The following is a 24,615-nucleotide window of genomic DNA, read 5'->3' as shown; positions in this document are numbered from 1 at the left end:
CCACGGCCGCCGCACCGAATCGTTCGTAAAAGGGATGTTTGGGGACGAATTCGGGTAGACCGGACCTCGAGGACGGCAGCCTCAGCCCACGACACGCTGCCCTTCCCGAGGAGGGATATGCCCGAGAAGTACACGACGACGGATTCCGGTGCGCCGGCCCCCAGCGTCGAACATTCACTGACCGTCGGTTCGGACGGACCCATCCTGCTGCAGGACCACTACCTGATCGAGCAGATGGCCAACTTCAACCGCGAGCGGATCCCCGAGCGTCAACCGCACGCCAAAGGCGGCGGTGCGTTCGGTCAGTTCGAGGTGACCCACGACGTGAGCCGCTACACCAAGGCGGCGTTTCTGCAGCCCGGCGCGAAAACCGAGATGGTGGCCCGCTTCTCGACGGTCGCCGGTGAGCGGGGCAGCCCGGACACGTGGCGCGACCCGCGCGGGTTCGCGCTGAAGTTCTACACGTCCGAGGGCAACTTCGACATGGTCGGCAACAACACGCCGGTCTTCTTCATCCGGGACCCGATGAAGTTCCAGAACTTCATCCGCAGCCAGAAGCGGATGGCGGCCAGCAATCTGCGCGATCACCACATGCAGTGGGATTTCTGGACGCTGTCACCGGAATCGGCTCATCAGGTCACCTGGTTGATGGGCGATCGGGGCATCCCGAAGACGTGGCGGCACATGAACGGATATTCCAGCCACACCTACAGCTGGATGAACGCCGACGGCGAGATGTTCTGGGTGAAGTACCACTTCAAGACCGACCAGGGCATCGACTTCCTCACGCAGGAGGACGCCGACCGGCTGGCCGGTGAGGACGCCGATTACCACCAGCGCGATCTGTTCACCGCGATCGAGGACGGCAATTTCCCGAGCTGGACGCTGCACGTGCAGATCATGCCGTTCGAGGATGCCAAGACCTACCGGTACAACCCGTTCGACCTGACCAAGGTGTGGCCGCACGGCGACTACCCGCTGCACGAGGTGGGCAGGATGACGTTGAACCGCAACGTCGTCGACTACCACGCCCAGATGGAGCAGGCGGCGTTCGAGCCGAATAACGTGGTCCCCGGCACCGGCCTGAGCCCGGACAAGATGCTGTTGGCGCGCGGGTTCTCCTACTCCGACGCACATCGCGCTCGGCTCGGGGTCAACTACAAGCAGATACCGGTCAACGAGCCCCACGTCGAGGTGAACGCGTACTCCAAGGACGGGGCGATGCGGATCCGCAACGCCACCGACCCCGTGTACACGCCGAACTCGATGGGCGGTCCGGAAGTCGACCCACGGCGTGCCTCCGAGGTGCGCTGGGCGTCCGACGGCGACATGGTGCGCCAGGCGTATGCGTTGCGTGCCGACGACGACGACTTCGGTCAGGCGGGCGCCCTGTTCCGGGACGTGCTCTCCGACGAGGAGCGGGATCGGCTGGCACACAACATCATCGGTCATGTGTCCGATGGCGTGAAGGAACCGGTGCTGTCCCGGGTGTTCGAGTACTGGCGAAACGTCGACCCCGACCTCGGCAAGATGGTGGAGGAGGGCGTGCGCGGCAGCTGACCGGCTATCCCTGACCGGGGTAGGGCAGCAGCGCCATCTCGCGGGCGTTCTTGACGGCGGTGGTGACGTGGCGCTGCTGCTGCACGGTCAGTCCGGTGACCGCACGCGACCGGATCTTTCCGCGCTCGGAGAGGAACTGGCGCAAGGTGGACGTGTCCTTGTAGTCGACGTGCTCGATGCCGAGCTGGGCGAACATGTTTCGGCGCTTCTTCGGCGGGGGTGCCGCCCGTCTGGCGCGCTTCACCAGCTCGACTTCCGGACGCCGGGCAGCTGACCCCGGTGGGCGAGTTCGCGAACCCGCACCCGCGAGAGGCCGAACTTGCGCAGATGCCCGCGGGGGCGGCCGTCGACCGCATCGCGGTTGCGTACGCGCACCGGGCTCGCGTCCCGCGGCTGACGATTGAGTTCTGACTGCGCAGCCGCCCGGGCTTCGTCGGAGGTATCGGGTGACCTGATGATCGCCTTCAGTTCGGACCTGCGCTCGGCGTGGCGGGACACGACCCGGCGGCGGTGTTCATTGCGGACGATCTTGGACTTCTTGGCCATCAGCGCTCCTCGCGGAAGTCGACGTGCCGGCGCGCGACCGGATCGTACTTGCGCAGCACGATCCGGTCCGGATCGTTGCGGCGATTCTTGCGTGTGACGTAGGTGTAGCCGGTGCCGGCGGTCGAACGCAGCTTCACCAGCGGTCGAATCTCGTTGCGTGCCATCAGAGTTGTCCATTCCTGCGGAGGCGGGCGACCACCACGTCGATACCGTCGCGGTCGATGACCTTGATGCCCTTCGCGCTGACCCGCAGCGTGATCCTGCGTCCTTCGGACGGCAGGTAGTAGGTCTTGCGCTGGATGTTGGGGTCCCAGCGGCGGCGGGTGCGGCGGTGCGAGTGCGACACCGTGTTGCCGAAGCCGGGCTTACGACCGGTCACCTGACAGTGGGCGGACACGAGGGCTCCTCTCGACGTCTTATTGAAAATGATTTTCGACAACTGCGTGCACGAACTGTAGCGTGAACCCGCAGTTATTGAAAATCATTCCCATTAGAGGAGGGTTGATGCGCACTCCGGTGGTCGTCGTGACCGGTCAGAGCGACACGGGCGACATCGTCGAGGAGCTACTCGGCGACGCGGGAACCGCAGTGGTGGAACATCATTTCGACGGCCACGTCGTGCACCGCACCACGACGCTGGTGCAGCGCGGGGTCGTCGTCAAGGCCGTCTCGGTGCTGGAGCTGACCAACTGCTGCCTGTCGTGCACGGTGCGCGAGGACCTGCTGAGCCACCTTCGGGCGCTGCACCGCAGACCGGACGTCAATCGTGTTGCGGTGCGGCTGAACCCGTGGACGGAGCCGGAGCCGGTGTGCTTCGCGATCGCCCACTCGCCGGCAGCCCGTGACGTGGTGGTGTCGGCAGTGGTCGCCACCGTCGACACCTCCGTCTGGCTGCATCAGGCGACCGGCGACGACGAGCTCGCCGACGGTCGTACGGTGGCGCAGGTCGTCGTCGCGCAGGTCGAGTTCGCCGACGTGGTCGTGCTCGCCGAACCGGACCGGGACACGCTCGCGGTCGTGCGCAGGCTGACACCCCGGGCACGGATCACCGTCGGCACCGGGCGTTTCGCTCTCGCGCTGGCCAACCTCGACGACGACGCCCGCCGAGGCCGTGGCCAGGATCCCCACGGGTCGCTGCTGGCGGGTCAGCCACCGCTCGAGCCTGCCGGCCGGGTGCGTCTGATCGAGTTCCACGCCCGCCGGCCCTTCCACCCCACCCGCCTGCATGCCGCCGTCGACCATCTTCTCGACGGTGTGGTCCGTAGCCGCGGACGGCTGTGGCTGGCCCACCGGCCCGAGACGGCGATGCTGCTGGAGTCCGCCGGTGGCGGCCTGCGCGTCACACCGGCGGGAAAGTGGTTGGCGGCGATGACGTCCCGCGAAGTCGCCTATGTCGGCGCGGAACGACGTGCGATGGCCGACATGATCTGGGACGACAGACATGGTGACCGGCATTCGTCGATGACCGTGCTGCTGTGCGGTGCGGACCCCGACACAATCTGTACGGCGCTCGACGGCGCCCTGCTCACCGACGACGAGATGGCCCGCCCGCAGGACTGGTGCCGCTATGACGATCCTTTCGGCGACTGGCATCCACCGGAGGCGCGGCTGGCATGATCGGGTGAATGAGCATCGGAGGAGATCTGCGGCTGCGTCGTCGTCGAATGTTTCTCGGCACGCTGGGCGCCGCTCTCGCCGCAACGGCTCTCGCCGCACCGGCGGCCGCCCGGCCGTCGGACCCCGGCGTCGTCAACTACGCGGTGATGAACAAGGGTTCGGTCGGCAACATCGTCGGTGCCCGGATGGGCTTCGAGTCGACCTTCGCGGCGCCGTTCCAGGCGTTCTACGTCGACAATCCGATGTGCAACAACTGGGCTGACATCGGTCTGCCCGAGGTGTACAACGATCCGGACCTCGCGGCGTTCAGCGGTGCGACGACGCAGGAATCACCGGCCGACGCCACGCATCTGGTCAAGCAGTCCGTTGGCGTGTTCGCGACCACCGAGGCGGCCAACCGGGCCATGCACCGCGTGGTGGACCGGACCGTCGGCTGCGCCGGCCAGACCACGGCGATGCACCTGAACAACTTCACCACCCAGGTGTGGACGTTCTCCGCCGGGCCGACCACGGCCACCGAGGCCAACTGGGTCAAACAGGAGGCCGGCACCGACCGGCGTTGTTTCGTGACCACCCGTCTGCGCGAGAACGTGCTGCTCCAGGCGAAGGTGTGCCAGTCCGGAAACGGGGGCCCCGCGGTCAACGTGCTGGCGGGAGCGATGCAGAACACCCTCGGCCAATAGGGCGTCACCGACAGGTCACTGAATAAAACCCGTGTACTTGTCTGGAAGATGGGTAAAGACGCAGCGACCGTTCCACACCCGGAGGGGGTGGCTGATGGCACACACCATGGCATCCGACGGGGTGCTCGAGCACGGCGTAGACCCGTTGACCAGCGCGGAAGACGCCGCGCAGCACATCGTCGACACCTGCCTGAAAGACGTACCGGTCGGACCGGTCGGACTGGAGATCGAGGCCCACTGTTATGACCTGTCCGATCCGGTGCGCCGACCGGGTTGGGACGAGCTGACCGCCACGATCGCGAACCTGCCGCAGCTGCCCGGCGGCAGCCTGGTGACCGTGGAACCCGGCGGTGCCGTCGAACTCTCCGGACCGCCGGCGGCCGGCACCGCGGAGGCCGTGACGGGCATGTCCGCGGACCGGTCGGTGCTGCGGGAGGCGTTCGAGCGGGTCGGGCTGGGCCTGGTGCTCGTGGGCGCCGACCCGGTGCGGCCCGCGGGACGGGTCAACCCCGGTTCCCGGTATGCGGCCATGGAACGCTTCTTCGCGGAGAGCGGTACGCCGGAGGCCGGGGCGGCGATGATGACGTCGACGGCCTCGGTTCAGGTCAATCTCGAGGCCGGGCCGCGGACGGGCTGGGCCGAGCGCGTCCGGCTCGCGCACGCGCTGGGACCGACGATGATCGCGATCGCCGCGAACTCTCCCGTCCTCGCCGGAAAGTTCACCGGCTGGCGCTCCACCCGTCAGCTGGTCTGGAGCCAGCTCGACTCGGCGCGCTGCGGGCCGATCCTGGGCGCCGACGGCGACGACCCGGCCAGCGACTGGGCCCGCTATGCGCTGCGGGCGCCGGTCATGCTCGTCCACACCCCCGATGCGGTGCCGGTGACACAGTGGGTGCCGTTCGCGGACTGGGCCGACGGGCGGGTGCTGCTCGACGATCGCCGGCCGACCCTGGCCGATCTCGACTACCACCTGACCACGCTGTTCCCACCCGTGCGGCCGCGCGGCTTCCTGGAGGTGCGCTACCTCGACAGCGTGCCCGACGCCGTGTGGCCCGCGGTCGTGTTCACCCTGGCGACCCTGCTCGACGACCCGGTGGCCGCCGACGTCGCCGCCGAGGCCACCGAACCGGTGGCCACCTCCTGGGATCGGGCCGCCCAGCTGGGGTTGGACGACCGGCGGCTGCACACCGCCGCGGTGCGGTGTGTGTACGCCGCTGCCGAACGCGCGCCGGCCGCACTCGTGGAATCGATGGACGTGCTGACGCGTTCGGTCGAGCAGGGACGCAGCCCGGGCGACGACTTCGCCGACCGGGCCGTGAGAGACGGGATCGCGGCCGCGGTCACGCGACTGGCACGAGGAGAGATGTGACGACCCGCGAGACGCTCGCCGGCGAACTGATCAGGGCCAGGGACCGCACCCTGCGACTCGTCGACTTCGACGACGCCGAACTCCGTCGCCAATACGACCCGTTGATGAGCCCGCTGGTCTGGGATCTCGCCCACATCGGGCAGCAGGAGGAGCTGTGGCTGCTGCGCGGCGGCGATCCGCGCCGGCCCGGCCTGCTCAGCCCCGAGGTCGACCAGCTCTATGACGCGTTCGTGCACTCCCGCGCCGCGCGGGTCGATCTGCCCCTGCTGCCGCCCACCGATGCCCGCAACTACTGCGCCACGGTCCGGGGCAGAGCGCTCGACACCCTGGAGGCACTGCCCGACGGACATCCCGACGAGTTCGCCTACGCACTGGTGATCAGCCACGAGAACCAGCACGACGAGACGATGCTGCAGGCGCTGAGCCTGCGCTCGGGCGCCCCGCTGCTGGACCGCGGAGATCCGTTGCCGCCCGGCCGTTCCGGTGTCGCGGGCACGTCGGTCCTGGTCCCCGGCGGCGAGTTCGTCCTCGGTGTGGACGCGGTGACCGAGCCGTTCTCACTGGACAACGAGCGCCCCGCCCACATCGTCGACGTGCCGGCCTTCCGCATCGGGCGGGTCCCGGTGACCAACGCCGAGTGGCGGGGGTTCATCGACGACGGCGGGTACACCGAGCGCCGTTGGTGGTCGGACGCGGGCTGGGCGCACCGGCAGCAGGCCGATCTGACCCGGCCGCTGTTCTGGAACGCCGACGGGACCCGCACCCGGTTCGGTCACGTCGAGGACATCCCCGGCGACGAGCCCGTCCAGCACGTCACGTTCTACGAAGCGCAGGCGTACGCGGCCTGGGCCGGTGCGCGCCTACCCACCGAGGTCGAATGGGAGAAGGCATGCGCCTGGGATCCCGCCGCCGGCGTCCGGCGTCGATTCCCCTGGGGCACAGCTGAACCCGGTGCCGATGTCGCCAATCTCGGCGGTGGCGCGCTGCGGCCCGCCCCGGTCGGCGCCTTTCCCGCGTCGGCCTCGGCCTACGGCGTGGAGCAGATGCTGGGCGACGTCTGGGAGTGGACGAGCTCACCGCTTCGGCCGTGGCCCGGCTTCACCCCGATGATCTACCGGCAGTATTCGGAGCCGTTCTTCGAGGGCACCGCCTCCGGTGAGTACCGCGTGCTGAGGGGCGGGTCGTGGGCCGTGGCGGCCGGGATCCTGCGACCGAGCTTCCGGAACTGGGATCACCCGATCCGCCGGCAGATCTTCTCCGGCGTCCGGTTGGCGTGGGATGTGTAGGCATCTGGCGTGGCTGGGGGAGCCGGTGTCGCCGGCTGCTCTGATGCTCGATCCGCCGTCCGGGCTGCTGGTCCAGTCGTATGCGCCGCGCCGGCAGAAGCACGGGCTGATGAACGCCGACGGCTGGGGCGTCGGTTTCTTCGACGACGACGGTGTGCCGAGGCGCTGGCGCAGTGCGGCACCGCTGTGGGGCGATGCGTCCTTCGCGTCGGTGGCCCCGGCGCTGTTCTCCCGATGCGTGGTCGCCGCGGTGCGGTCGGCGAGCGTCGGGATGCCCATCGAGGCGTCCGCGTCGGCCCCGTTCAGCGACGGCACCTGGCTGCTGTCGCACAACGGGCTCGTCGACCGCGCGGTACTGCCCGCCGCCCGTCACGCCGAATCCACCAACGACTCCGCGCTGCTCGCCGCGCTGATCTTCGAGCGCGGCCTCGATACGCTCGGGCAGACGGTCGCCGCCGTCGCCGCAGACGATCCGAACGCCCGGCTGAACATCCTGGCCGCCAACGGTTCCCGTGTCCTCGCCACCACCTGGGGTGACACCCTGGCGGTGCTGCGCCGCGACGACGGCGTCGTGCTGGCCAGCGAACCGTACGACGACGATCCGGCGTGGGAGGAGATCCCCGACCGGCACCTGGTCGAGGTCTCGGACGCGCACGTGCACATGACACCGCTGAAAGGATCGTGATGGTGTTTTCACTGGAGAACCACCTCGCCGCCGACGCCGCCGAGGAGGCGTTACGCCGTGACGTCGCGCACGGGCTGGCGCAGCAGCCGAAATCGCTTCCGCCCAAATGGTTCTACGACGCCGCGGGCAGCGATCTGTTCGATCAGATCACCCGGCTGCCCGAGTACTACCCGACCCGCGCGGAAGCGCAGATCCTGAGGGCGAGGGCGGCCGAGATCGCCGCCGCGTCCGGAGCCGACACGCTGGTCGAGCTCGGCAGCGGCACGTCGGAGAAGACACGGATGCTGCTCGACGCGCTGCGCGAGGGTGGCTCGCTGCGCCGGTTCATCCCGTTCGACGTCGATTCCAGTGTGCTCGAAGCGGCCGGCGCCGCGATCGAGACCGAGTACCCGGGAATCGAGATCACCGCCGTGTGCGGCGATTTCGAGGAGCATCTGGGTAAGATCCCCGGCGGTGGCCGGCGTCTGGTGGCGTTCCTGGGCTCGACGATCGGCAACCTCACCCCGGGACCGCGGGCGGAGTTCCTGGCGTCGGTCGCGCAGATGATGCAGCCCGGCGACACGCTGCTGCTGGGCACCGATCTGGTCAAGGACACCGACCGGCTCGTGCGCGCCTACGACGACAGTGCCGGGGTGACGGCGCGGTTCAACCGCAACGTGCTGACCGTGGTGAACCGTGAACTCGGCGCGGACTTCGACACCGACGCGTTCGAGCACGTCGCCGTCTGGAACGCCGACGAGGAGCGCATCGAGATGTGGCTGCGGTCCACCCGGGACCAGCGGGTGCGTATCGCGGCCCTGGACCTTGAGGTCGACTTCACCGACGGTGAGCAGATGCTGACCGAGGTGTCGTGCAAGTTCCGTCCCTCCGGTGTCGAGGAGGAACTGGCCGCCGCCGGCTTGCGTCGAACCCATTGGTGGACAGACGAAGCCGGCGACTTCGGGCTCTCGCTCGCGGAGCTGTGATGACGAGCGACGACGGTGCACTCGCCGACACCCCGCTCGCGCAGGGCTGGAGGGAGGCGCGCCCACCGGCCGCCGGAATCCACGTCGACAGTGCGGCCTGCTCACGCCAGAGCTTCGCGGTGATCGAGGCCACCGCTCAGCATGCACGCCACGAAGCCGAGGTCGGCGGCTATGTCGCCGCCGAGGCCGCCGCCCCCGCGCTGGACGCGGGCCGTGCCGCTGTCCGGGTGCTGGCCGGAATGCCCGACGCCGAGGTCCTTTTCACCACCGGATCCAACGATGCGCTCGACATCCTGCTCGCCGACTGGCCGGGTGCGCGGACCGTGGCGTGTCTGCAGGGTGAGTTCGGACCCAACCTCGCGATCATGGCGCGGCACGGATTCGAGATCCGGACGCTGCCGATCGAGGAGTCGGGACGGCTCGACGTCAACGCGATCGGCGCGGCGCTGGCTCATGACCCCCCTGCGCTCGTGCACTTCACCGTGCTGGGGAGTCACAGCGGCACCGTACAGCCGGCACGGGCGATGGCATCGGCCTGCCACGGTCACGGCATTCCGCTGATCGTCGATGCCGCACAGGGATTCGCGCACATCGACGTCTCCGGAATCGGCGCCGACGCGCTGTACTCGTCGTCGCGCAAATGGACGGCGGGTCCGCGCGGGGTCGGGGTGCTCGCCGCCAAGCCCGGCTTCCTGTCCGAGGCCACGCGGCTGCGGGTCAGCCACACCGAAGCCAATGTGGGCATGCACGTGGGCTTTTCGGTTGCCCTGGGTGAGCACGTCGCGGCGGGTGCCGGCGCGATCCAGGCCCGGCTCCGCGAGGTCGGTGCGGCCACCCGGACGGCCCTGGCCGGCGTGGGAGGATGGAGGGTGCTCGAGCCTGTCGACGAGCCGAGCGCGATCACCACGCTGCGACCGCCCGACGGGGTCGACGCTCAGGACGTGAGGGCGCGGCTGATCGCCGAACACTCGATCGTGACGACCTACCTCGGGACGGAACGTGCTCCCCGCGAGATGCACCATCCGGCGCTGCGGATCTCGCCCCACGTCGACGTCACCGCCGCTGACCTCGCCGCGGTCGCCGAAGCTCTCGAGGCGGTCACACCCGGCTGAGCAGGCAGCGTCCTGCCTGGGCGACGCGGGAGCGGTCGAAGGTGATGACCGCTTCGAAGCGTCGGTCGTTCTCCGGTCCGGAGCCGGCAGGTTCGAGTTCGCGGGCCACCAGCGCCGCGGCGGTGTCGGGGCCCAGAACCACGATCGTCCACTCCAGCGCCATCCGGTCGTGGATGTCGACGTCGACCCAGCGGAACGTGCGCTCGGGTTCCCGGGGCGCATCGACGGCGAAGGCGACGACGAGCGGCGACGTCTCGGCGAGCTCGAGGATGTGCTCCCGGGTCGTCCCCTGGAAGTTGTCCATGCTCTGCAGGGTGAACAACACGATCGGCGGACTCTCCGACGCCGCGGCGAGACGTTCGATGTGGCGCGACATCTCGATCAGCGTCCGCTTGCGCAACGTGCGCGCGGAGTGCCCCGTCGTGGCCAGTTCGAACGGCGTCTTATCCGCCGGCTCGTGCAGGAACGGGGCGGCCAGGCCGGGGACGCGGTCACCGCGCGGCACCGTGCGCAGCGCGCCCGGACGGCCGAAACGGTAGCCCTGGCCGAGCGTGGCCCCGTACCCCAGCGCCTGCTCCAGGTGCTCGTCGGTCTCGATCCCCTCGGCGAGGATGACTGCTCCGGTGCGTTCGTGGTGGGCGATGACGGCTGCGATGGTGCGGGTCTGCCACTGATCGGGTTGGCGCTGAACGAGTCCGAGGTCGATCTTCATGATGTCCGGCGCGATGATGTCCAGCAGCGCAAGGGAATCCGGGTGCGCTCCGATGTCGTCGAGCGCTATCCGGACGCCACGGGCGCGCAGCGCCGACACCTTTCGCAACAGAGCCGGCGGGTCGAGGAGCAGCCCGCGTTCGGTCAGCTCGAAGGTCGTGGTGAATCTGCGTGTCGCTTCGGCCAGCTCGGTGCCCGGCGAGATGTCGATGTCGCGGGCCGTCGGCTCGCAGTTGAGGAGCAACAACATGCCGGAATTCGAGGTGGCGGCCAGCGCGGCGTGCGCGGACGACCTGATGCACGCGTGGTCGAGGGTGTCGAGGTGCCCGGTGGCGGCAGCGTGGGCGAACACATCCAGCGGGGACAGATCACCGTGAGCCGGCCAACGTGCGAGTGCCTCGTATCCGACGAGAGTTTCGTCCGGCAGGGAGACGACGGGTTGGAACGCCGGTACCAGACCTTCGCCCGTGACCGCGGCGTCGAGCCGGGTGGCCGAGGCGGCGGTCGGTCCTGCGGAGTGGATGGTCGTCTCATCTCGTCGCGGGCTGAGGTGGTCACGCCATTGTCCACCTTCGTGCGCGACGTCGGGGAGGTACCGAGGCAGGGTGCGTTTTCCGGCCTACGCCGTCGCGTGGCGGCGCTCGGCGGCTGCCAGGCGCACCGGCATCGCACGCACCCCGGGCACCATGGTGGCCTGCATTCGCAGGACCTCGCCGTCGAGCTCGATGTGCTCGAAGCGCTCGAGGAGTTCCTCGAACAGCACCCGGGCTTCCAGACGCGCCAGCTGCGCGCCCAGACACGAGTGCTGTCCGCATCCGAAAGCCAGGTGCGGATTGGGGTTTCGGGTGATGTCGAGCTGCTCTGAGGTCGGTCCGAAGATGTCCTCGTCGCGATTGGCCGACCCGTACAGCATGGTGACGTACTGGCCCTGCTTGATCAACCGCCCGCGGATCTCGACGTCGCGGGTCGCGCACCGCGTCATGTTCGCGACCGGCGAGGTGTAGCGCAGGAACTCCTCGACCGCGGTGGGGATCAGCTCGGGGTGCTCGCGCAGCATCCGGAACTGCTGCGGGTGCTCGATCAACGCGAGCGTGCCGAGCGCGATCAGGTTGCGCGTCGTCTCGTTGCCGGCGACCAGCAGCAGAAGGCAGAACTGCAGCAGGTCCTGATCGCTGAGCCGGACCCCGTCCACCTCGGCGGCGACCAGCACCGACAGCAGGTCGTCGGAGTCGCGGAGCGCGCCGCTGCGGCGCAGCGCGATCAGATTCTCGAAGTACTGGTAGAGCTCACCCATCGCGGTGAACGTGTCGAGTTCGACGTCGGGATCGTCCATCCCGACCGCCGCATCCGACCATCGGCGGAACTGCTCCCAGTCCTCGTCGGGGGCGCCGAGCAGTTCGGCGATCATGCGGGTCGGGAGTGGGGCCGCGATCTGCTCGGCGAACTCGGTGTCCGCCGCGGGGTCGATCGCGTCGAGTGCGGTCCGGGCGAACGCGCGCAGCTTCGGTTCCAGGATCGCGACCTGGCGGCGGGTGAACCCGGAGTTGATCAGTTTGCGCAGCTGCCGGTGTCGCGGCGGGTCGGTGAAGATCAGACTGCCCTCCATCACCGGGTTCTCGATCGCGGGGTCGGGGACCGTGATCCCGTGCGCCGACGAGAACAGCGCGGGATTGGTGGAGACGTACCGGATGTCCTCGTATTTGAGCAGCGCCCAGAATCCGTGCTCGTCGTTCCAGCTGACCGGGTCGGTGGCCCGCAGTTCCCGGTAGGCCGGGAACGGGTCACCGGCGTAGAACGCCGGCGAGTGCAGGGGATGGGACAAGGCGATCTCCTCCTGGGCGAGCGAGCGACGGGGAATTGCACGCTGGGCGAGCGAAGTGACGGGGGGTCGGATCACGGCGAGGATGACGTGTGCTGCAGACCGGTGAGGATGACGCGCAACCCGTGCTGGAACACCGCATAGCCGCCGTCCTCGGAGCCGCCGCTGATGCCGGCGTCGCGCAGGTGGTGCTCCAGCTGGATCGAGCCGAGCAGGTGGATGTAGAGCACGGCGTGCGCTCGGGCGATCTGTTCGGCCGGCCACCCGGACTCGGCCATGATGGCCTTCGCGGTGCGGTCCATGGCGTGGGCCGCACCTGTGAGCGGACGCTGCTGCAGCATCGCCGCGACACCGGGGATGTCGTACATCGCCGTCCAGGCGTTGGTGTAGAGCGCGCCGATGCGCTGCTTCCAGTCGCCGTCGGCGGGGACCTCGATGCTCTCGATGACGGACTCGGCGAGCAGATCCATCAGGGCCGCTTTGTCTTTGACGTGGTAGTACAGCGACGACGCCGACGTGCCGGCCTCGGCGGCGAGGCCGCGCATCGTGACGTTGTCGACCCCGACCCGGCGCGCGAGCTCGAGGAGGTGCTTGACCACGTGCTCGCGGTCGAGTGCGCCGTAGGGCAGCACGGAGGAGGAGCGACGGGTTCTGGTTGCCACGGCGGCCTCGTCTCCGGACATTGGTTTCGAACAGCGTTCGGTTTCGAACTGCGTTCAAATTAAACGGCGTGCTCCCGCCGGGTCAAGAGGGGGTTGATCCCGGGCGCTTTCGGTTACCCCTGCACCACCACAGCGGAGGGGGATCGATGACTGCCACCGACGACGCGGGCCGGCCCGCCCCACGCGCGGCCACGGACGAGAAGAAACCGGGCAAGCGCGACCGCACCCATTGGCTCTACATCCTGGTGATCATCGCCGTCGTCGCCGGCATCGTCGTCGGGCTCGTCGCGCCGGACACCGCCGCCTCGCTCGGCGTGCTCGGGGAGCTGTTCGTCAAGCTGATCAAGATGATGATCGTGCCGGTCATCTTCTGCACCGTCGTGCTCGGCATCGGCAAGGTCCGCGCGGCGGCGTCGGTCGGCAAGGTCGGCGGCCTGGCGATCGGCTACTTCCTGGTCATGTCGACCGTCGCGCTGGCCATCGGCCTGGTGGTCGGCAATCTCATCAGCCCCGGCACCGGACTCAACGTCCCGCACGATCCCGGCAAGGGTGCCGAACTGGCCGGCGAGGCCGAATCAGCCGGCGGCACAATGGCGTTCATCTCCGACATCATCCCGTCGACGCTGTTCTCGGCGGTCACGGAGGGCAACGTGCTGCAGGCGTTGTTCGTCGCGCTGCTCGTCGGGTTCGGAATTCAGGGCATCGGCGCGCACGGTGAATGGTTGCTGCGCGGCATCGAGGCGCTGCAGAAGCTCGTGTTCCGCATCCTCATCGGCGTGCTGTGGCTCGCTCCGATCGGTGCGTTCGGCGCGATCGCAGAAGTGGTGGGCGACACCGGCTTCGACGCGGTGATCCAACTCGGCGTGCTGATGGCCGCGTTCTACATCACCTGCGTGATCTTCATCTTCGGGGTGCTCGGCGCGCTGCTGTGGGCGGTGGCGCGGGTGTCGATCTTCAAGCTGGCCCGCTACCTCGCCCGCGAATACCTGTTGATCGTCGCGACGTCATCCTCGGAATCGGCGCTGCCCAGGCTGATCGCGAAGATGGAACACGCCGGGGTGAAGCCGGCGACCGCCGGGATCGTGGTGCCCACCGGGTATTCGTTCAACCTGGACGGCACCGCGATCTACCTGACGATGGCGTCGCTGTTCATCGCCGATGCCCTCGGTGATCCACTGTCGATCCCCGAGCAGCTCGGGCTGCTCGCGTTCATGATCATCGCGTCCAAGGGCGCCGCCGGGGTCAGCGGCGCCGGGCTGGCCACCCTGGCGGCCGGGCTGCAGAGCCATCGTCCCGAGCTGCTCGACGGCGTCGGGATCATCGTCGGCATCGACCGCTTCATGTCCGAAGCCCGTGCGCTGACCAACTTCTCGGGCAACGCGGTGGCCACGGTGCTGGTCGGGTCGTGGACCGATTCGGTGGACAAGCAGCGCCTCAACGAGGTGCTCGACGGGGACCGCCCGTTCGACGAGGCGACGATGCTCGATGACGACGACGAGGCCGCCCCGCGGGACAGGGACGCCGCCCGCTCGGGAACCGCCACCACGGGGTAGGTCAGGACTCCTTGTGCGCCGACAGCAGGAACGCCTGCATACGCAGATGACCGCGCTCGTCGAGCAGGTCCAGCGGCGGTGGCGGCATGCCGGGGATTTTCGGAATGTTGGTGTGGATGAGCGCGGGCCGGATGTCGTCGATGGTCCAGTACGGGGACACCGCGTCGCGCAGCTCGATCTCGCTGACTTCGTTGGGGCCCTGCTCCATCTCGGCGGGGAACGCGCCCTTCGCGAACACCAGCACGAAGAACCCGGCGCCGGGCTGTGCCGCCCGATGCACCGACTCCAGGTAGGCCGCACGGGATTCGACGGGCAGCGAGTGGAACAGCGTGCTGTCGACGACGGTGGCGAACCGTCCGTCGAAACCGGACAGCGCGGTGATGTCGGCGGCGACGAAGTTCGCCCGCTCCGACAGGCCCCGCTCGGCGGCGGCGGCGGACGCCGCGGCCACCGCCGTCGGACTGATGTCGACGCCCGTCACCGTGTAACCGTCCGCGGCGAGCGCCAGCGACAACTCGGCGTGGCCGCAGCCGGCGTCGAGAACCTCGCTGCGGAACCGGCCGTCGCGCCACAACGCCGCCAGCTCCGGTTGGGGTTCCCCGATGTTCCACGGCGGTTCGCCCTCGAACTCGCCCTCACCGCGATACGCGCTGTCCCAGTCCATCACCTCGGCCATGGCTGCCAAGGTACGCCTCAGACCGGCAGATCCCAGGTGTGCACCGGCTCGTTGGCGTGCATGCGCTCGCAGTACAGCTTGAGCATCTCCGCCAGCGCCTCCGGACGACTCAGGCCGCGGTCCTGCAGGGCCGTCACCGCCTCGGACTGCCAGACCGCGCCGTTGCGGCCCGTCTTGGCCCGGCCCTCGATCACCCCGAGGTAGCGGTCACGCACCTCGGCGGCGACCTCCCACCGGCGCAGGCCCTCCTCGGCCATCGGCAGGAGCCGGCGCAGGATCAACTCGTCGGGAGTCACCTCACCCTCGCCGGGCCAGTACAGCCGCGCATCCATGCCGTGCTGCGCGGCGGCCATGAAGTTCGATTCCGCCGCAGCGAAACTCATCTTCGTCCACAACGGACGGTCCTCCTCCGAGAGCGTCCGCAGCACCCCGTAATAGAAGGCCGCGTTGGCCATCATGTCGACCACCGTCGGACCCGCGGGCAGCACCCGATTCTCCACCCGCAGGTGCGGACGGTCGTTGACGATGTCGTACACCGGCCGGTTCCAGCGGTAGATGGTGCCGTTGTGTAGCCGCAGTTCCGACAGCTTCGGGGTGCGTCCGGCCGCCAGTTCGGCCGCCGGGTCCTCGTCGGAGAGCTCGGGTAGCAGCGACGGGAAGTAGCGCACGTTCTCCTCGAACAGGTCGAAGATCGAGGTGATCCATCGCTCGCCGAACCAGACCCGGGGACGGACCCCCTGCGTCTTGAGCTCGTCGGGCCGGGTGTCGGTGGCCTGCGCGAACAGCTCGATGCGCGTCTCGGCCCACAGGTGGTGGCCGAAGAAGTAGGGCGAGTTCGCGCCGAGCGCCAGCTGTGGGCCCGCCACCACCTGGGCGGCGTTCCAGTTGTTGGCGAAATCGGCGGGGGACACCTGCAGATGCAATTGCATACTGGTGCAGGCGGATTCGGGTGCGATGGACGCCGTCTGCAGGCTGAGGCGCTCGGGCCCGGAGATGTCGATCATGATGTCCTCACCGCGGGCGGTGAAGATCGAGTCGTTGAGCGCCTGATAGCGGGTGGACTCGCTCATCCAGTGGCCGGTGAGATGTTCGGGCATCAGCGTGGGCAGGATCCCGATCATCACGATGTGGGAGCCGTCGGTGCCCGCCTTGGACTCCGCGGCGTTCAGGCTGGCGCGCACCTCGGCTTCCAGATCGAGCGCCGCCCGGCCCGGCAGTCGCCGCGGCGGTACGTTGAATTCGATGTTGTAGGCGCCGAGTTCGGTCTGATATGCCGGATCGGCGATCGCGTCGAGGACCTCGGAGTTGTTCATCGCGGGCTGGTAGGCGGAATCGACCAGGTTGCACTCGATCTCCATGCCCGTCAAGGGCTTTTCGAAGTCGAAGCTGGCCTGGGCGAGCATCGTCTCGAACACGTCGAGGCACAGCTGCACCTTGCGGCGGTACTCGCGCCGGTGCGCGCGGCTGAACTCGGTCTGCTTCAGTGTCGCGCTGATCTCCTGGCCCACGGGCCGAGCCTATCGGCGCGTGGCGACCGCGACCTGCGGACTGAACATTCCGCCGCGCAGGTCGATGTCGATGTCGGGGCCGGCGGCCGCGGCCAGCGCGCGCAGCGCCGACGGGCTGTAGGCGCGCAGCGAGCTGATCACCCCGTCGTGCACGAACGGCACCAGCGGCGCCCACGGCAGCATGGTCGCCAGACGCAGCAGGTGCAGCGGGGCCGGGGGACGGGGCAGGTCGATGATGAGCAGCTTGTCGGCGGCGCGGGTGCCCTCGGCGATCACCCGGGCCGCGGCCGCGGGAGGCAGGTGGTGCAGCGAGAGCACGAACACGGCGAGGTCGAATTCGCCGTCGGCGGCGTCCAGCGCGGTGGCGTCCATCTGCCGCACCGTCGCCCGGGGGTGCGTTCCGAGATCCGTGGCGGCGATCGCCGCGACGGAGGCCGACGCGATGTCGGTGATCGTCAGCTGCGCCGTCGGGTGCCAGTCCAGCAGCGTGCGCGACAGCCCGCCGTGGCCGGCGCCCAGCTCGAGGATGGTGGGATCGGCGACATCTGCTATTTCAGCGAGGGCGATCTCGGCGAACCGGTTCTGATGGCCGAACGTCTCGCCGGACCACTGGAGCGCGCGGATCACGCTGCGCTTCACCCGCTCGTCGGCATCCTCGCGATCCAGATACTCCTGACGGTCGGTCTCCAGGAGTCGGTCCAGGCAGGACGCCCGCGGTCCGCCGCGCGGCATCGACGTGATGTCGGGTGCCGATTGCACGGCGGGTGTGTTCACGTAGTCCATCATGGACGAATGGCCGACTTCGTCGCTGCAATCGACCAGGGCACCACCAGCACCCGGTGCATGATCTTCGATCACGACGGCGCCGAAGTGGGCCGTCACCAGCTCGAACACGAACAGCTGCTGCCGAAGGCGGGATGGGTCGAGCACAATCCCGTGGAGATCTGGGAGCGCACCGGCTCGGTGCTGGCCTCCGCGCTGAACGCGACCAAGCTCGCGACGACGGATCTGGCGGCGCTCGGTATCACCAACCAGCGCGAGACCTCGCTGGTGTGGAACCGCCACACCGGCCGGCCCTACTACAACGCGATCGTCTGGCAGGACACCCGCACCGACCGGATCGCCTCCGCTCTGGACCGCGACGGCCGCGGCGACGTGATCCGGCGCAAGGCAGGGTTGCCGCCGGCGACCTATTTCTCCGGCGGCAAGCTGCAGTGGCTGCTGGAGAACGTCGACGGGCTGCGGGCCGACGCCGAGAAGGGTGACGCGCTGTTCGGCACGACCGACACCTGGGTGCTGTGGAATCTGACCGGCGGGCACCGCGGCGGCGTGCACGTCACCGATGTCACCAACGCCAGCCGCACCATGCTGATGAATCTGGAGACCCTCGACTGGGACGACGAGCTGCTGGGGTTTTTCGACATCCCGCGCCAGATGCTGCCCGAGATCCGGCCCTCCTCGTCGCCGCAACCGTACGGGGTGACCGTCGAGACGGGTCCCGCCGACGGCGAGATTCCCATCACCGGCATCCTCGGCGATCAGCAAGCGGCGATGGTGGGTCAGGTCTGCCTCCAGGTCGGCGAGGCGAAAAACACCTACGGCACAGGCAATTTCCTGTTGTTGAACACCGGCGAGAAGATCGTCCGGTCCGACAACGGGCTGTTGACGACCGTCTGCTACCAGTTCGGGGACGCCAAACCTGTGTACGCCCTTGAGGGTTCGATCGCGGTCACCGGTTCGGCGGTGCAGTGGTTGCGCGACCAGCTCGGAATCATCAGCGGCGCCTCGCAGAGCGAGTCGCTGGCGCGTCAGGTCGACGACAACGGCGGCGTGTACTTCGTGCCCGCGTTCTCCGGTCTGTTCGCGCCGTACTGGCGCTCCGATGCGCGCGGCGCGATCGTCGGGCTGTCCCGGTTCAACACCAACGCCCACGTCGCGCGCGCCACCCTGGAGGCGATCTGCTACCAGAGCCGCGACGTCGTCGACGCGATGGCCGCCGATTCCGGTGTGCCCCTTGAGGTTCTGAAGGTCGACGGCGGGATCACGGCCAACGACCTGTGCATGCAGATCCAGGCCGACGTGCTCGACGTCGACGTCGTCAAGCCCGTCGTCGCCGAGACGACGGCGCTGGGCGCGGCGTACGCGGCGGGGCTGGCGGTCGGGTTCTGGGACGGCGAGGACGACCTGCGGGCGAACTGGCAGGAGGGCAAGCGGTGGTCACCGGAGTGGTCCGACGAGCAGCGCGCCGACGGCTACGCCGGTTGGCAGAAGGCGGTGCACCGCACGCTGGACTGGGTCGACGTCGAGTGAGCCGGCGCTACTCTTGGCCCGCCGCGACCAGTTCGCGCAGCACGATGTCCGGATTGTCGCGCTGCACCGTCTCCAGACGCCACTTCGTCGAGAACACCGCGAGCAGCACACCGTCGGTGCGGGTGAACACCTCCACAGCGGCCATCTTCTGCAGCGCCTCGGCGTCGGCCGGGTCGCAGATCCGTGCGACCTGATACGGCAGCGACTCCAGCTCGATCGGGGCGCTGAACTCGGCCGCCATCCGGTGGCTGGCCACCTCGAACTGCATCGGTCCCACGGCCGCGAGCACCGGCGCCTGATCGCCGCGACGGTCCGATCGCAGCACCTGCACGACGCCTTCCTGGTCGAGCTGCTCGATGCCCTTGCGGAACTGCTTGTGCTTGCTCGGATCGGTGCCGCGCGCGACTGAGAAGTGCTCCGGGGAGAAGCTCGGGATCGGCGGGAACTGCACGGCGACATCCTGATACAGGGTGTCGCCGGGCCGCAGCGCGTTGGCGTTGGCCAACCCGATCACGTCGCCGGGCCACGCGGTGTCCAGCGTCGAACGCTCCCGTCCGAAGACCGACTGGGCGTACTTCGTCACGAAGGGTTTGCCGGTGGTCGCGTGGGTGAGCACATCGCCGCGCTCGAAGGTGCCCGAACACACTCTCGCGTAGGCGATCCGGTCGCGGTGGGCGGAGTCCATGCCCGCCTGCACCTTGAAGACGAACGCGGAGAACGGCGCCGCCGCCTCGCGGCGGTTGCCGTCGACGTCGAGCTGGCCGCTCGGGGACGGTGCCAGCGCGGCGAGAACATCGAGCAGCTGGTTGACCCCGAAGTTCAGCGCCGCCGAGGTGAACAGCACCGGCGTCGAGGTGCAGTCGAGGAACGAGTCGGGATCGAAGTCGGCGCCGTCGGCCTCAAGAAGCTCGGACTCCTCGACCGCGTTGTCCCAGTCGACTCCGGCCGCGTCGTGGGCCTTGTCGGCGTCGATGTGCTCCTCGGGCGCGGCGGTCGCACCGCCCGCGGTGCGGGTGAAACGGATGAACTTTCCGGTGCGGCGGTCCAGCACGCCCTTGAAGTCTCCGGCGATGCCGACCGGCCAGGTCAACGGCGTCGGCCGCAATCCGATGCGCTCGTTGATCTCGTCCATCAGCTCGAGGGCGTGCCGGCCCGGCCGGTCCCATTTGTTGATCACCGTGATGATCGGGATTCGCCGGTGCGCGCAGACCTGGAACAGCTTGAGCGTCTGCGGCTCCAGGCCCTTGGCCGCGTCGATCAGCATCACCGCGGAGTCGACGGCCGTCAGCACCCGGTAGGTGTCCTCGGAGAAGTCGGCGTGGCCCGGGGTGTCCAGCAGATTGATCACGCAGGTGTCGCCGGACTGCGTGGTGTACGGGAACTGCAGCGCGGTCGAGGTGATGGAGATGCCACGGGCCTTCTCCATCTCCATCCAGTCCGACACGGTGGCGCGGCGGCCCTGCTTGCCGTGGATGGCGCCCGCCTCGGTGATCGCCTTGGCGTGCAGGACCAGCGCTTCGGTCAGAGTGGACTTGCCTGCGTCGGGGTGGCTGATGACGGCGAACGTTCTGCGGCGCTGCGCTTCGGTCGAGACGCGATCGGATCGTTTGGCCGCCGTCGTCGACGCATCGGCGGTGGAGTTGGTCATGATGGCGTCGATCTTATTGGCCGAGGTCACCAAACCGATAATCGCTCACGCCGCGGCGTCCAGCTCCCGCTTGGTTTCGTCGTCGAGAACGATGTCGCGCACGGCCGTGTTCTCCTCCAGGTGCGCCACCGAGGACGTGCCCGGGATCAGTAGCACGTTCGACGCCACCGACAGCGTCCACGCCAGCACGATCTGCGCCGGCGTGCGTCCGAGCCTGCGCGCTTCGCGCACCACGGCCGGGTGGTTGAGCACCGGGTTGTCGGGCAGGAAGCCCGAGCCGAGCGGGAAGAACGGCACGAACGCGATGCCGTGCTCCCGGCTGAGGTCCAGTACCGGCTGCGACGTGCGGTCGAGCAGGTTGTAGGCGTTCTGAACGCACACGATCTCGGTGCGCTCCAGCGCGGCGCGCAGGTGCTCGGCGCTGACATTGCTCAACCCGATACCCGCGATCAGGCCCTCGTCGCGCGCGGCGATCATCGCGGTGAGCTGCCGGTCGAACAGGTCCCGGTCCAGCTCGGCGGGTACCGACGGGTCGTCGTGGTTGAACGCGCGCAGGTTCACCGCCGCGAGCCGGTCGGTGTCGAGCGTGCGCAGGTTCTCCTCGAGCTGCCTGCGCAGGTCGTCGGGCTCCTGTGCGGGCAGCCAGTTGCCCTGCTCGTCGCGCTTGCCGCCGACCTTGCTGACCAGCGCGAGGCCGTCGGCATAGGGGTGCAGCGCCTCCCTGATCAGTTCGTTGGCGACGTTCGGTCCGTAGATCTGCGCGGTGTCGATGTGGTCGATGCCGAGCTCCACGACGCGCCGGAGCACCGCGAGGGCCTGAGCGTGATCGCGGGGCGGGCCGAAGACGCCGGGGCCGGGAAGCTGCATCGCGCCGAAACCGACGCGACCGACCGTGTACGAGCCGAGGGGGAACGTGTCCATACCTAGTCCATACACGGATTCGGCGCGCCGAATTCCTCAGTCTTCTCCGAGGACGGTGTAGATCTCGCGGCGGGCGTTGTTCACGATGTCGAGGATGCGCTGCTGCTGCTCGGCCGTCGCGGCGTGCGCCGATTGCGCGACAGCGCCCATCAGCTGACCGGCGGCGTTGCGCAGGGAGAGCGCGGCGGGATCGGCCTGATCGGCCATCGCGTCCCACGGGGCGGTATCGATCTTCTCGACGGCTGCACGCCCCTCGTCGGTCAGCTCGAACAGCTTCTTGCTGCCCTCGGCCTCGGTCGAGACGATCAGCCCTTCGTCGACGAGAAGCTGCAGGGTCGGGTACACCGAGCCCGGGCTGGGCTTCCACATGTGGCGGCTGCGCTCGTTGATCTCCTGGATCATCTCGTAGCCGTGCATCGGTCGATCGGTGAGCAGCTTGAGGATGGCGGCACGGACGTCGCCGCGCCGGCTGCGTCCGCGGGGGCCACCGCGGCGCCCGCCGGGGCCGAACCCGAAGCCGGGTCCGAAATCGGCGCCTCCGCCGAACGCGCCGAAGCCGGCCCCAAAGCCGGCGTCGCCGCGGTGTTCGCGGACGTGGTCACGGAACTCGCGGCGGGCCTGTCGGCGCCGTTCGTGCAGGACGCGCCGGTCGGCGGGCCCGAAGCCGAAGCCGAAACCGCGGCGCTCGAACGGATTGTCAGGGGGTGAGAACGGGGAGCTCATGGGTGTCGATCTTTCGTCGGGGAAGCCTAAACCAGCTTCCGATATGGTGACGATATATCGGAAGCTATCGCGATGCAACGATCACCGGTGCCGGTCGTGGATCCCGTCGGCCACCCAGCGCGCCCAGTCGGCCGTCATCGCCGCCTGGCGCAGCCCGAACTCGAGCGCCGCCCGCCCGTAGAAGTCGTCGTCATCGGACGGGTTCCACGGCACGGCGTCGCGCAGCGCCTCGTAGCGCGCGAGATCGCGTTCGGCGTGGTCGGCGACCGCGCGCATGTACTTGCCCGCCTCCTCCGGCGGGACCGCGGACAGCAGGAAAACCCGCAGCAGGGCGCTGCTGCGCTGCGGCGGATCGTCGTGGAAATCCATCACCCAGCGGCGCAATTCGTCGCGCCCCGGCGAGGTGATGCCGTACTCCTTGCGACCCCGCGCACCGATCGCGGTGACCTCGATCAATCCGTCGTCGGCCAGCTTGTTGAGCTCGGAGTAGAGCTGGCTCTGCGTCGCCGGCCACACGTTGGCCATCGATGCCTCGAACTTCTTCAGCAGGTCATAGCCGCTAGCGGGGTGTTGGGCCAGCAGGCCCAGCGCCGCCATCCGAAGGCTCATGGGCGAATAGTACGGCCCCGATATTCCACTAGTGGACTATCGGGGCCGTACTGATCAGCCCTCGACGAGTTCGGCGCCCTGCGGCAGCCGCAGCGCCGTCATCCGCCACGGCCCACGCGTGGCGAACAGGTAGTAGAGACCGAACGCCACGCCGCACCCGATGAACCAGCTGTACTGCGCCGCAGTGGACATGCCGGCGACGTAACCGCCCAGCAGGACCGGGATCACGGCCAGAAGCGCACCGACGATCGTCGCCGCCACCGCGGCCGGGTTGTAGCCCTTCGTGTACCAGTAGTTGCCCGTGCCGGTCATCCGGAACAGGTCGTCGACGACGATCTTCTGCTTGCGGACCAGGTAGAAATCACAGATCAGCACGCCGAACAGCGGACCGATGAACGCGCCGAGGGTCTCCAGCGTGTAGTGGATGACCTCGGGGTTGGAGTACAGGTTCCACGGTGTCAGCAGCACCGATCCGACCGCGGCGATCATGCCGCCCATGCGCCAGCTGATCTTCTGCGGGCTGACGTTGGAGAAGTCGAACGCCGGGCTGATGAAGTTCGCGACGATGTTGATGCCGATCGTCGCGATGGAGAACGTCAGCGCACCGAGCACGATCGCGGTGGTGCTGTCGATGCGCGCGACGGTCTCGACCGGGTCGGTCAGCAGCTCGCCGAACACCGGTACGGTCGCGGACGCGGTCAGCACCACCAACAGCGAGAACACCAGGAAGTTGATCGGGAGGCCCAGGAAGTTGCCCTTCTTGACCGCCTCGAAGCTGCGGCCGTAGCGGGCGAAGTCGCCGAAGTTGAGCATCGGGCCGGAGAAGTACGAGACGACCAGCGCGATCGCCCCGAGCATGACCACGAGGGTGTTGCCCTGCTTCTCCCCGCCGAGGCTCAACCCGATGTGCCAGTCCGACTTCCACAGCAGGTAGCCGCACAGGATGAACATCACCACGTAGACGGCCGGGCCGCAGAAATCGATGAACTTGCGGATCGACTCCATGCCGCGCCAGAAGACGCATGCCTGCAGCACCCACAGCAGCATGAAGCTGCACCAGCCCAGCAGCGACAGACCGGTGAACCCGTACTGGTCGACGTCGGCGTAGGGGGCCAGACCGGGAAACAGCTTGAGCAGCACGACATCCAGGGCCGCCGAGGCGAGATAGGTCTGGATGCCGTACCACGCCACCGCGATCAGGCCGCGGATGATGGCGGGGATGTTGGCGCCGAGCACCCCGAAGGAGCTGCGGCACACCACCGGGTACGGGACGCCGGCCTGCTGGCTGGGCTTGGCCACCAGGTTGCAGAAGATGTTCACGATGACGATGCCGACCAGCAGCGCGATCAGCACCTGCCAGCTGGCCAGGCCGAGGGCGAACAGGCTGCCCGCGGTGACGTAGCCGCCGACGCTGTGCACGTCGGACATCCAGAACGCGAAGATGTTGTACGAGCTCCACGTCTGCTTTCCCAGCGGTGCGAGGTCCTCGTTGGTCAGTCGCGGGTCGTAGTCGTCCTTGATGACGCCCGAGCCGACCGGATGGCCTGCGGCTTCGACGATGTCGTGGGCGCCGACGACGGCGCTGGGAGGGAGATCCCGGGTCTCTGACATTGCAGCGCTTCCTGCCTGTGGAACGGAGAGTTTCGTTGCAG

25 protein-coding genes are annotated in these 24,615 nt (G+C 68.6%); 10 read left to right on the top strand and 15 right to left on the bottom strand.

Annotation, left to right across the window (positions count from 1 at the left end):
• The first annotated feature begins 117 nt into the window (after positions 1-117).
• Positions 118-1,560 carry a catalase gene (locus DYE23_RS25880; protein ID WP_115328512.1) on the top strand — a complete coding sequence of 481 codons (1,443 nt, stop codon included), beginning with the start codon at positions 118-120 and terminating at the stop codon, positions 1,558-1,560.
• A gap of 4 nt (positions 1,561-1,564) precedes the next feature.
• Here the strand turns inward: DYE23_RS25880 and rpsR are convergent, their stop codons facing one another.
• Genes rpsR through rpmB form a run of 4 tightly spaced genes read right to left on the bottom strand, consistent with a single transcriptional unit; the run spans position 1,565 to position 2,503 of the window.
• Positions 1,565-1,804: a 30S ribosomal protein S18 gene (gene rpsR, locus DYE23_RS25875; RefSeq protein ID WP_115328511.1), complete on the bottom strand. Its 240-nt coding sequence runs from the start codon at positions 1,802-1,804 to the stop codon at positions 1,565-1,567.
• Positions 1,801-2,106, bottom strand: coding sequence for a 30S ribosomal protein S14 (gene rpsN / locus DYE23_RS25870; protein WP_115328510.1), 306 nt, complete (start codon positions 2,104-2,106; stop codon positions 1,801-1,803). Before rpsN ends, rpsR begins: the two co-directional genes overlap by 4 nt.
• Positions 2,106-2,270, bottom strand: a complete 165-nt coding sequence (rpmG, locus tag DYE23_RS25865) for a 50S ribosomal protein L33 (RefSeq protein WP_115328509.1) — start codon at positions 2,268-2,270, stop codon at positions 2,106-2,108. The genes rpsN and rpmG overlap by 1 nt, the downstream gene beginning before the upstream one ends.
• The gene (gene rpmB / locus DYE23_RS25860; protein ID WP_115328508.1) at positions 2,270-2,503 is read right to left on the bottom strand and encodes a 50S ribosomal protein L28; all 234 of its coding nucleotides are present in this window, start codon (positions 2,501-2,503) and stop codon (positions 2,270-2,272) included. Before rpmB ends, rpmG begins: the two co-directional genes overlap by 1 nt.
• A gap of 107 nt (positions 2,504-2,610) precedes the next feature.
• Between rpmB and mrf the strand changes: the two genes are divergently transcribed.
• From mrf to egtE, 7 genes are all read left to right on the top strand, one after another.
• Complete coding sequence (gene mrf / locus DYE23_RS25855) at positions 2,611-3,723, top strand: ribosome hibernation factor-recruiting GTPase MRF (protein WP_115328507.1); 1,113 nt, start codon at positions 2,611-2,613, stop codon at positions 3,721-3,723.
• 47 nt (positions 3,724-3,770) lie between these two features.
• Complete coding sequence (locus tag DYE23_RS25850) at positions 3,771-4,406, top strand: sensor domain-containing protein (RefSeq protein WP_235660636.1); 636 nt, start codon at positions 3,771-3,773, stop codon at positions 4,404-4,406.
• A gap of 94 nt (positions 4,407-4,500) precedes the next feature.
• Entirely contained in the window at positions 4,501-5,775 is a 1,275-nt protein-coding gene (gene egtA / locus DYE23_RS25845) for an ergothioneine biosynthesis glutamate--cysteine ligase EgtA (protein WP_115328505.1), read from the top strand.
• Entirely contained in the window at positions 5,772-7,061 is a 1,290-nt protein-coding gene (gene egtB, locus DYE23_RS25840) for an ergothioneine biosynthesis protein EgtB (RefSeq protein WP_115328504.1), read from the top strand. The genes egtA and egtB overlap by 4 nt, the downstream gene beginning before the upstream one ends.
• Positions 7,054-7,746, top strand: coding sequence for an ergothioneine biosynthesis protein EgtC (gene egtC, locus DYE23_RS25835; RefSeq protein ID WP_115328503.1), 693 nt, complete (start codon positions 7,054-7,056; stop codon positions 7,744-7,746). Before egtB ends, egtC begins: the two co-directional genes overlap by 8 nt.
• Positions 7,746-8,711 carry an L-histidine N(alpha)-methyltransferase gene (egtD, locus tag DYE23_RS25830; RefSeq protein ID WP_115328502.1) on the top strand — a complete coding sequence of 322 codons (966 nt, stop codon included), beginning with the start codon at positions 7,746-7,748 and terminating at the stop codon, positions 8,709-8,711. The genes egtC and egtD overlap by 1 nt, the downstream gene beginning before the upstream one ends.
• Positions 8,711-9,823, top strand: coding sequence for an ergothioneine biosynthesis PLP-dependent enzyme EgtE (gene egtE / locus DYE23_RS25825; RefSeq protein ID WP_115328501.1), 1,113 nt, complete (start codon positions 8,711-8,713; stop codon positions 9,821-9,823). Before egtD ends, egtE begins: the two co-directional genes overlap by 1 nt.
• On the opposite strand, the gene DYE23_RS25820 is transcribed toward egtE, so the two are convergent.
• The 3 genes from DYE23_RS25820 to DYE23_RS25810 form a co-directional block, all read right to left on the bottom strand.
• Complete coding sequence (locus tag DYE23_RS25820; RefSeq protein ID WP_235660635.1) at positions 9,810-10,991, bottom strand: sensor domain-containing phosphodiesterase; 1,182 nt, start codon at positions 10,989-10,991, stop codon at positions 9,810-9,812. The genes egtE and DYE23_RS25820 overlap by 14 nt on opposite strands.
• Positions 10,992-11,153: 162 nt before the next feature.
• Positions 11,154-12,344, bottom strand: a complete 1,191-nt coding sequence (locus DYE23_RS25815) for a cytochrome P450 (RefSeq protein ID WP_115329109.1) — start codon at positions 12,342-12,344, stop codon at positions 11,154-11,156.
• Between the two features lie 83 nt (positions 12,345-12,427).
• Entirely contained in the window at positions 12,428-13,015 is a 588-nt protein-coding gene (locus DYE23_RS25810) for a TetR family transcriptional regulator (RefSeq protein ID WP_235660494.1), read from the bottom strand.
• Positions 13,016-13,161: 146 nt separating this feature from the next.
• Between DYE23_RS25810 and DYE23_RS25805 the strand changes: the two genes are divergently transcribed.
• A complete protein-coding gene (locus DYE23_RS25805) occupies positions 13,162-14,568 on the top strand; it encodes a cation:dicarboxylate symporter family transporter (protein ID WP_115328498.1) in 1,407 nt (468 codons plus the stop codon).
• A gap of 1 nt (position 14,569) precedes the next feature.
• Here the strand turns inward: DYE23_RS25805 and DYE23_RS25800 are convergent, their stop codons facing one another.
• Genes DYE23_RS25800 through DYE23_RS25790 form a run of 3 tightly spaced genes read right to left on the bottom strand, consistent with a single transcriptional unit; the run spans position 14,570 to position 17,535 of the window.
• Entirely contained in the window at positions 14,570-15,244 is a 675-nt protein-coding gene (locus DYE23_RS25800; protein WP_115328497.1) for an SAM-dependent methyltransferase, read from the bottom strand.
• Between the two features lie 17 nt (positions 15,245-15,261).
• A complete protein-coding gene (locus DYE23_RS25795; protein WP_115328496.1) occupies positions 15,262-16,752 on the bottom strand; it encodes a glutamate-cysteine ligase family protein in 1,491 nt (496 codons plus the stop codon).
• 9 nt (positions 16,753-16,761) lie between these two features.
• Positions 16,762-17,535: a class I SAM-dependent methyltransferase gene (locus DYE23_RS25790; RefSeq protein ID WP_235660634.1), complete on the bottom strand. Its 774-nt coding sequence runs from the start codon at positions 17,533-17,535 to the stop codon at positions 16,762-16,764.
• 9 nt (positions 17,536-17,544) lie between these two features.
• Between DYE23_RS25790 and glpK the strand changes: the two genes are divergently transcribed.
• A complete protein-coding gene (gene glpK, locus DYE23_RS25785) occupies positions 17,545-19,062 on the top strand; it encodes a glycerol kinase GlpK (RefSeq protein WP_115328495.1) in 1,518 nt (505 codons plus the stop codon).
• 7 nt (positions 19,063-19,069) lie between these two features.
• Here the strand turns inward: glpK and DYE23_RS25780 are convergent, their stop codons facing one another.
• From DYE23_RS25780 to DYE23_RS25760, 5 genes are all read right to left on the bottom strand, one after another.
• Positions 19,070-20,710 carry a peptide chain release factor 3 gene (locus DYE23_RS25780; protein ID WP_115329107.1) on the bottom strand — a complete coding sequence of 547 codons (1,641 nt, stop codon included), beginning with the start codon at positions 20,708-20,710 and terminating at the stop codon, positions 19,070-19,072.
• 45 nt (positions 20,711-20,755) lie between these two features.
• On the bottom strand, positions 20,756-21,631 hold the full coding sequence (locus DYE23_RS25775; protein WP_115328494.1) for an oxidoreductase: 876 nt from the start codon (positions 21,629-21,631) through the stop codon (positions 20,756-20,758).
• 36 nt (positions 21,632-21,667) lie between these two features.
• The gene (locus DYE23_RS25770) at positions 21,668-22,354 is read right to left on the bottom strand and encodes a PadR family transcriptional regulator (protein WP_115328493.1); all 687 of its coding nucleotides are present in this window, start codon (positions 22,352-22,354) and stop codon (positions 21,668-21,670) included.
• Between the two features lie 81 nt (positions 22,355-22,435).
• Positions 22,436-22,963, bottom strand: a complete 528-nt coding sequence (locus DYE23_RS25765; RefSeq protein WP_115328492.1) for a PadR family transcriptional regulator — start codon at positions 22,961-22,963, stop codon at positions 22,436-22,438.
• 54 nt (positions 22,964-23,017) lie between these two features.
• Positions 23,018-24,574 (bottom strand): NCS1 family nucleobase:cation symporter-1, encoded by a 1,557-nt coding sequence (locus DYE23_RS25760; protein ID WP_115328491.1) that lies wholly within the window; start codon positions 24,572-24,574, stop codon positions 23,018-23,020.
• Positions 24,575-24,615: the final 41 nt, after the last annotated feature.

Source organism: Mycolicibacterium gilvum (assembly GCF_900454025.1).
Lineage (GTDB): Bacteria > Actinomycetota > Actinomycetes > Mycobacteriales > Mycobacteriaceae > Mycobacterium > Mycobacterium gilvum.
Note: the sequence above shows the minus strand (reverse complement) of the source record. Positions and strands in the feature narration are given on the sequence as shown.

Coding starts and splice junctions, on each gene's coding strand:
- DYE23_RS25775 (WP_115328494.1), bottom strand. CDS start 21,631: ATGGACACGTTCCCCCTCGGCTCGTACACGGTCGGTCGCGTCGGTTTC.
- egtD (WP_115328502.1), top strand. CDS start 7,746: ATGGTGTTTTCACTGGAGAACCACCTCGCCGCCGACGCCGCCGAGGAG.
- DYE23_RS25800 (WP_115328497.1), bottom strand. CDS start 15,244: ATGGCCGAGGTGATGGACTGGGACAGCGCGTATCGCGGTGAGGGCGAG.
- rpsN (WP_115328510.1), bottom strand. CDS start 2,106: ATGGCCAAGAAGTCCAAGATCGTCCGCAATGAACACCGCCGCCGGGTC.
- DYE23_RS25770 (WP_115328493.1), bottom strand. CDS start 22,354: ATGAGCTCCCCGTTCTCACCCCCTGACAATCCGTTCGAGCGCCGCGGT.
- mrf (WP_115328507.1), top strand. CDS start 2,611: ATGCGCACTCCGGTGGTCGTCGTGACCGGTCAGAGCGACACGGGCGAC.
- egtC (WP_115328503.1), top strand. CDS start 7,054: ATGTGTAGGCATCTGGCGTGGCTGGGGGAGCCGGTGTCGCCGGCTGCT.
- DYE23_RS25880 (WP_115328512.1), top strand. CDS start 118: ATGCCCGAGAAGTACACGACGACGGATTCCGGTGCGCCGGCCCCCAGC.
- DYE23_RS25805 (WP_115328498.1), top strand. CDS start 13,162: ATGACTGCCACCGACGACGCGGGCCGGCCCGCCCCACGCGCGGCCACG.
- egtE (WP_115328501.1), top strand. CDS start 8,711: ATGACGAGCGACGACGGTGCACTCGCCGACACCCCGCTCGCGCAGGGC.
- DYE23_RS25780 (WP_115329107.1), bottom strand. CDS start 20,710: ATGACCAACTCCACCGCCGATGCGTCGACGACGGCGGCCAAACGATCC.
- DYE23_RS25760 (WP_115328491.1), bottom strand. CDS start 24,574: ATGTCAGAGACCCGGGATCTCCCTCCCAGCGCCGTCGTCGGCGCCCAC.
- DYE23_RS25790 (WP_235660634.1), bottom strand. CDS start 17,535: ATGGACTACGTGAACACACCCGCCGTGCAATCGGCACCCGACATCACG.
- egtA (WP_115328505.1), top strand. CDS start 4,501: ATGGCACACACCATGGCATCCGACGGGGTGCTCGAGCACGGCGTAGAC.
- DYE23_RS25850 (WP_235660636.1), top strand. CDS start 3,771: ATGTTTCTCGGCACGCTGGGCGCCGCTCTCGCCGCAACGGCTCTCGCC.
- rpmG (WP_115328509.1), bottom strand. CDS start 2,270: ATGGCACGCAACGAGATTCGACCGCTGGTGAAGCTGCGTTCGACCGCC.
- glpK (WP_115328495.1), top strand. CDS start 17,545: ATGGCCGACTTCGTCGCTGCAATCGACCAGGGCACCACCAGCACCCGG.
- DYE23_RS25765 (WP_115328492.1), bottom strand. CDS start 22,963: ATGAGCCTTCGGATGGCGGCGCTGGGCCTGCTGGCCCAACACCCCGCT.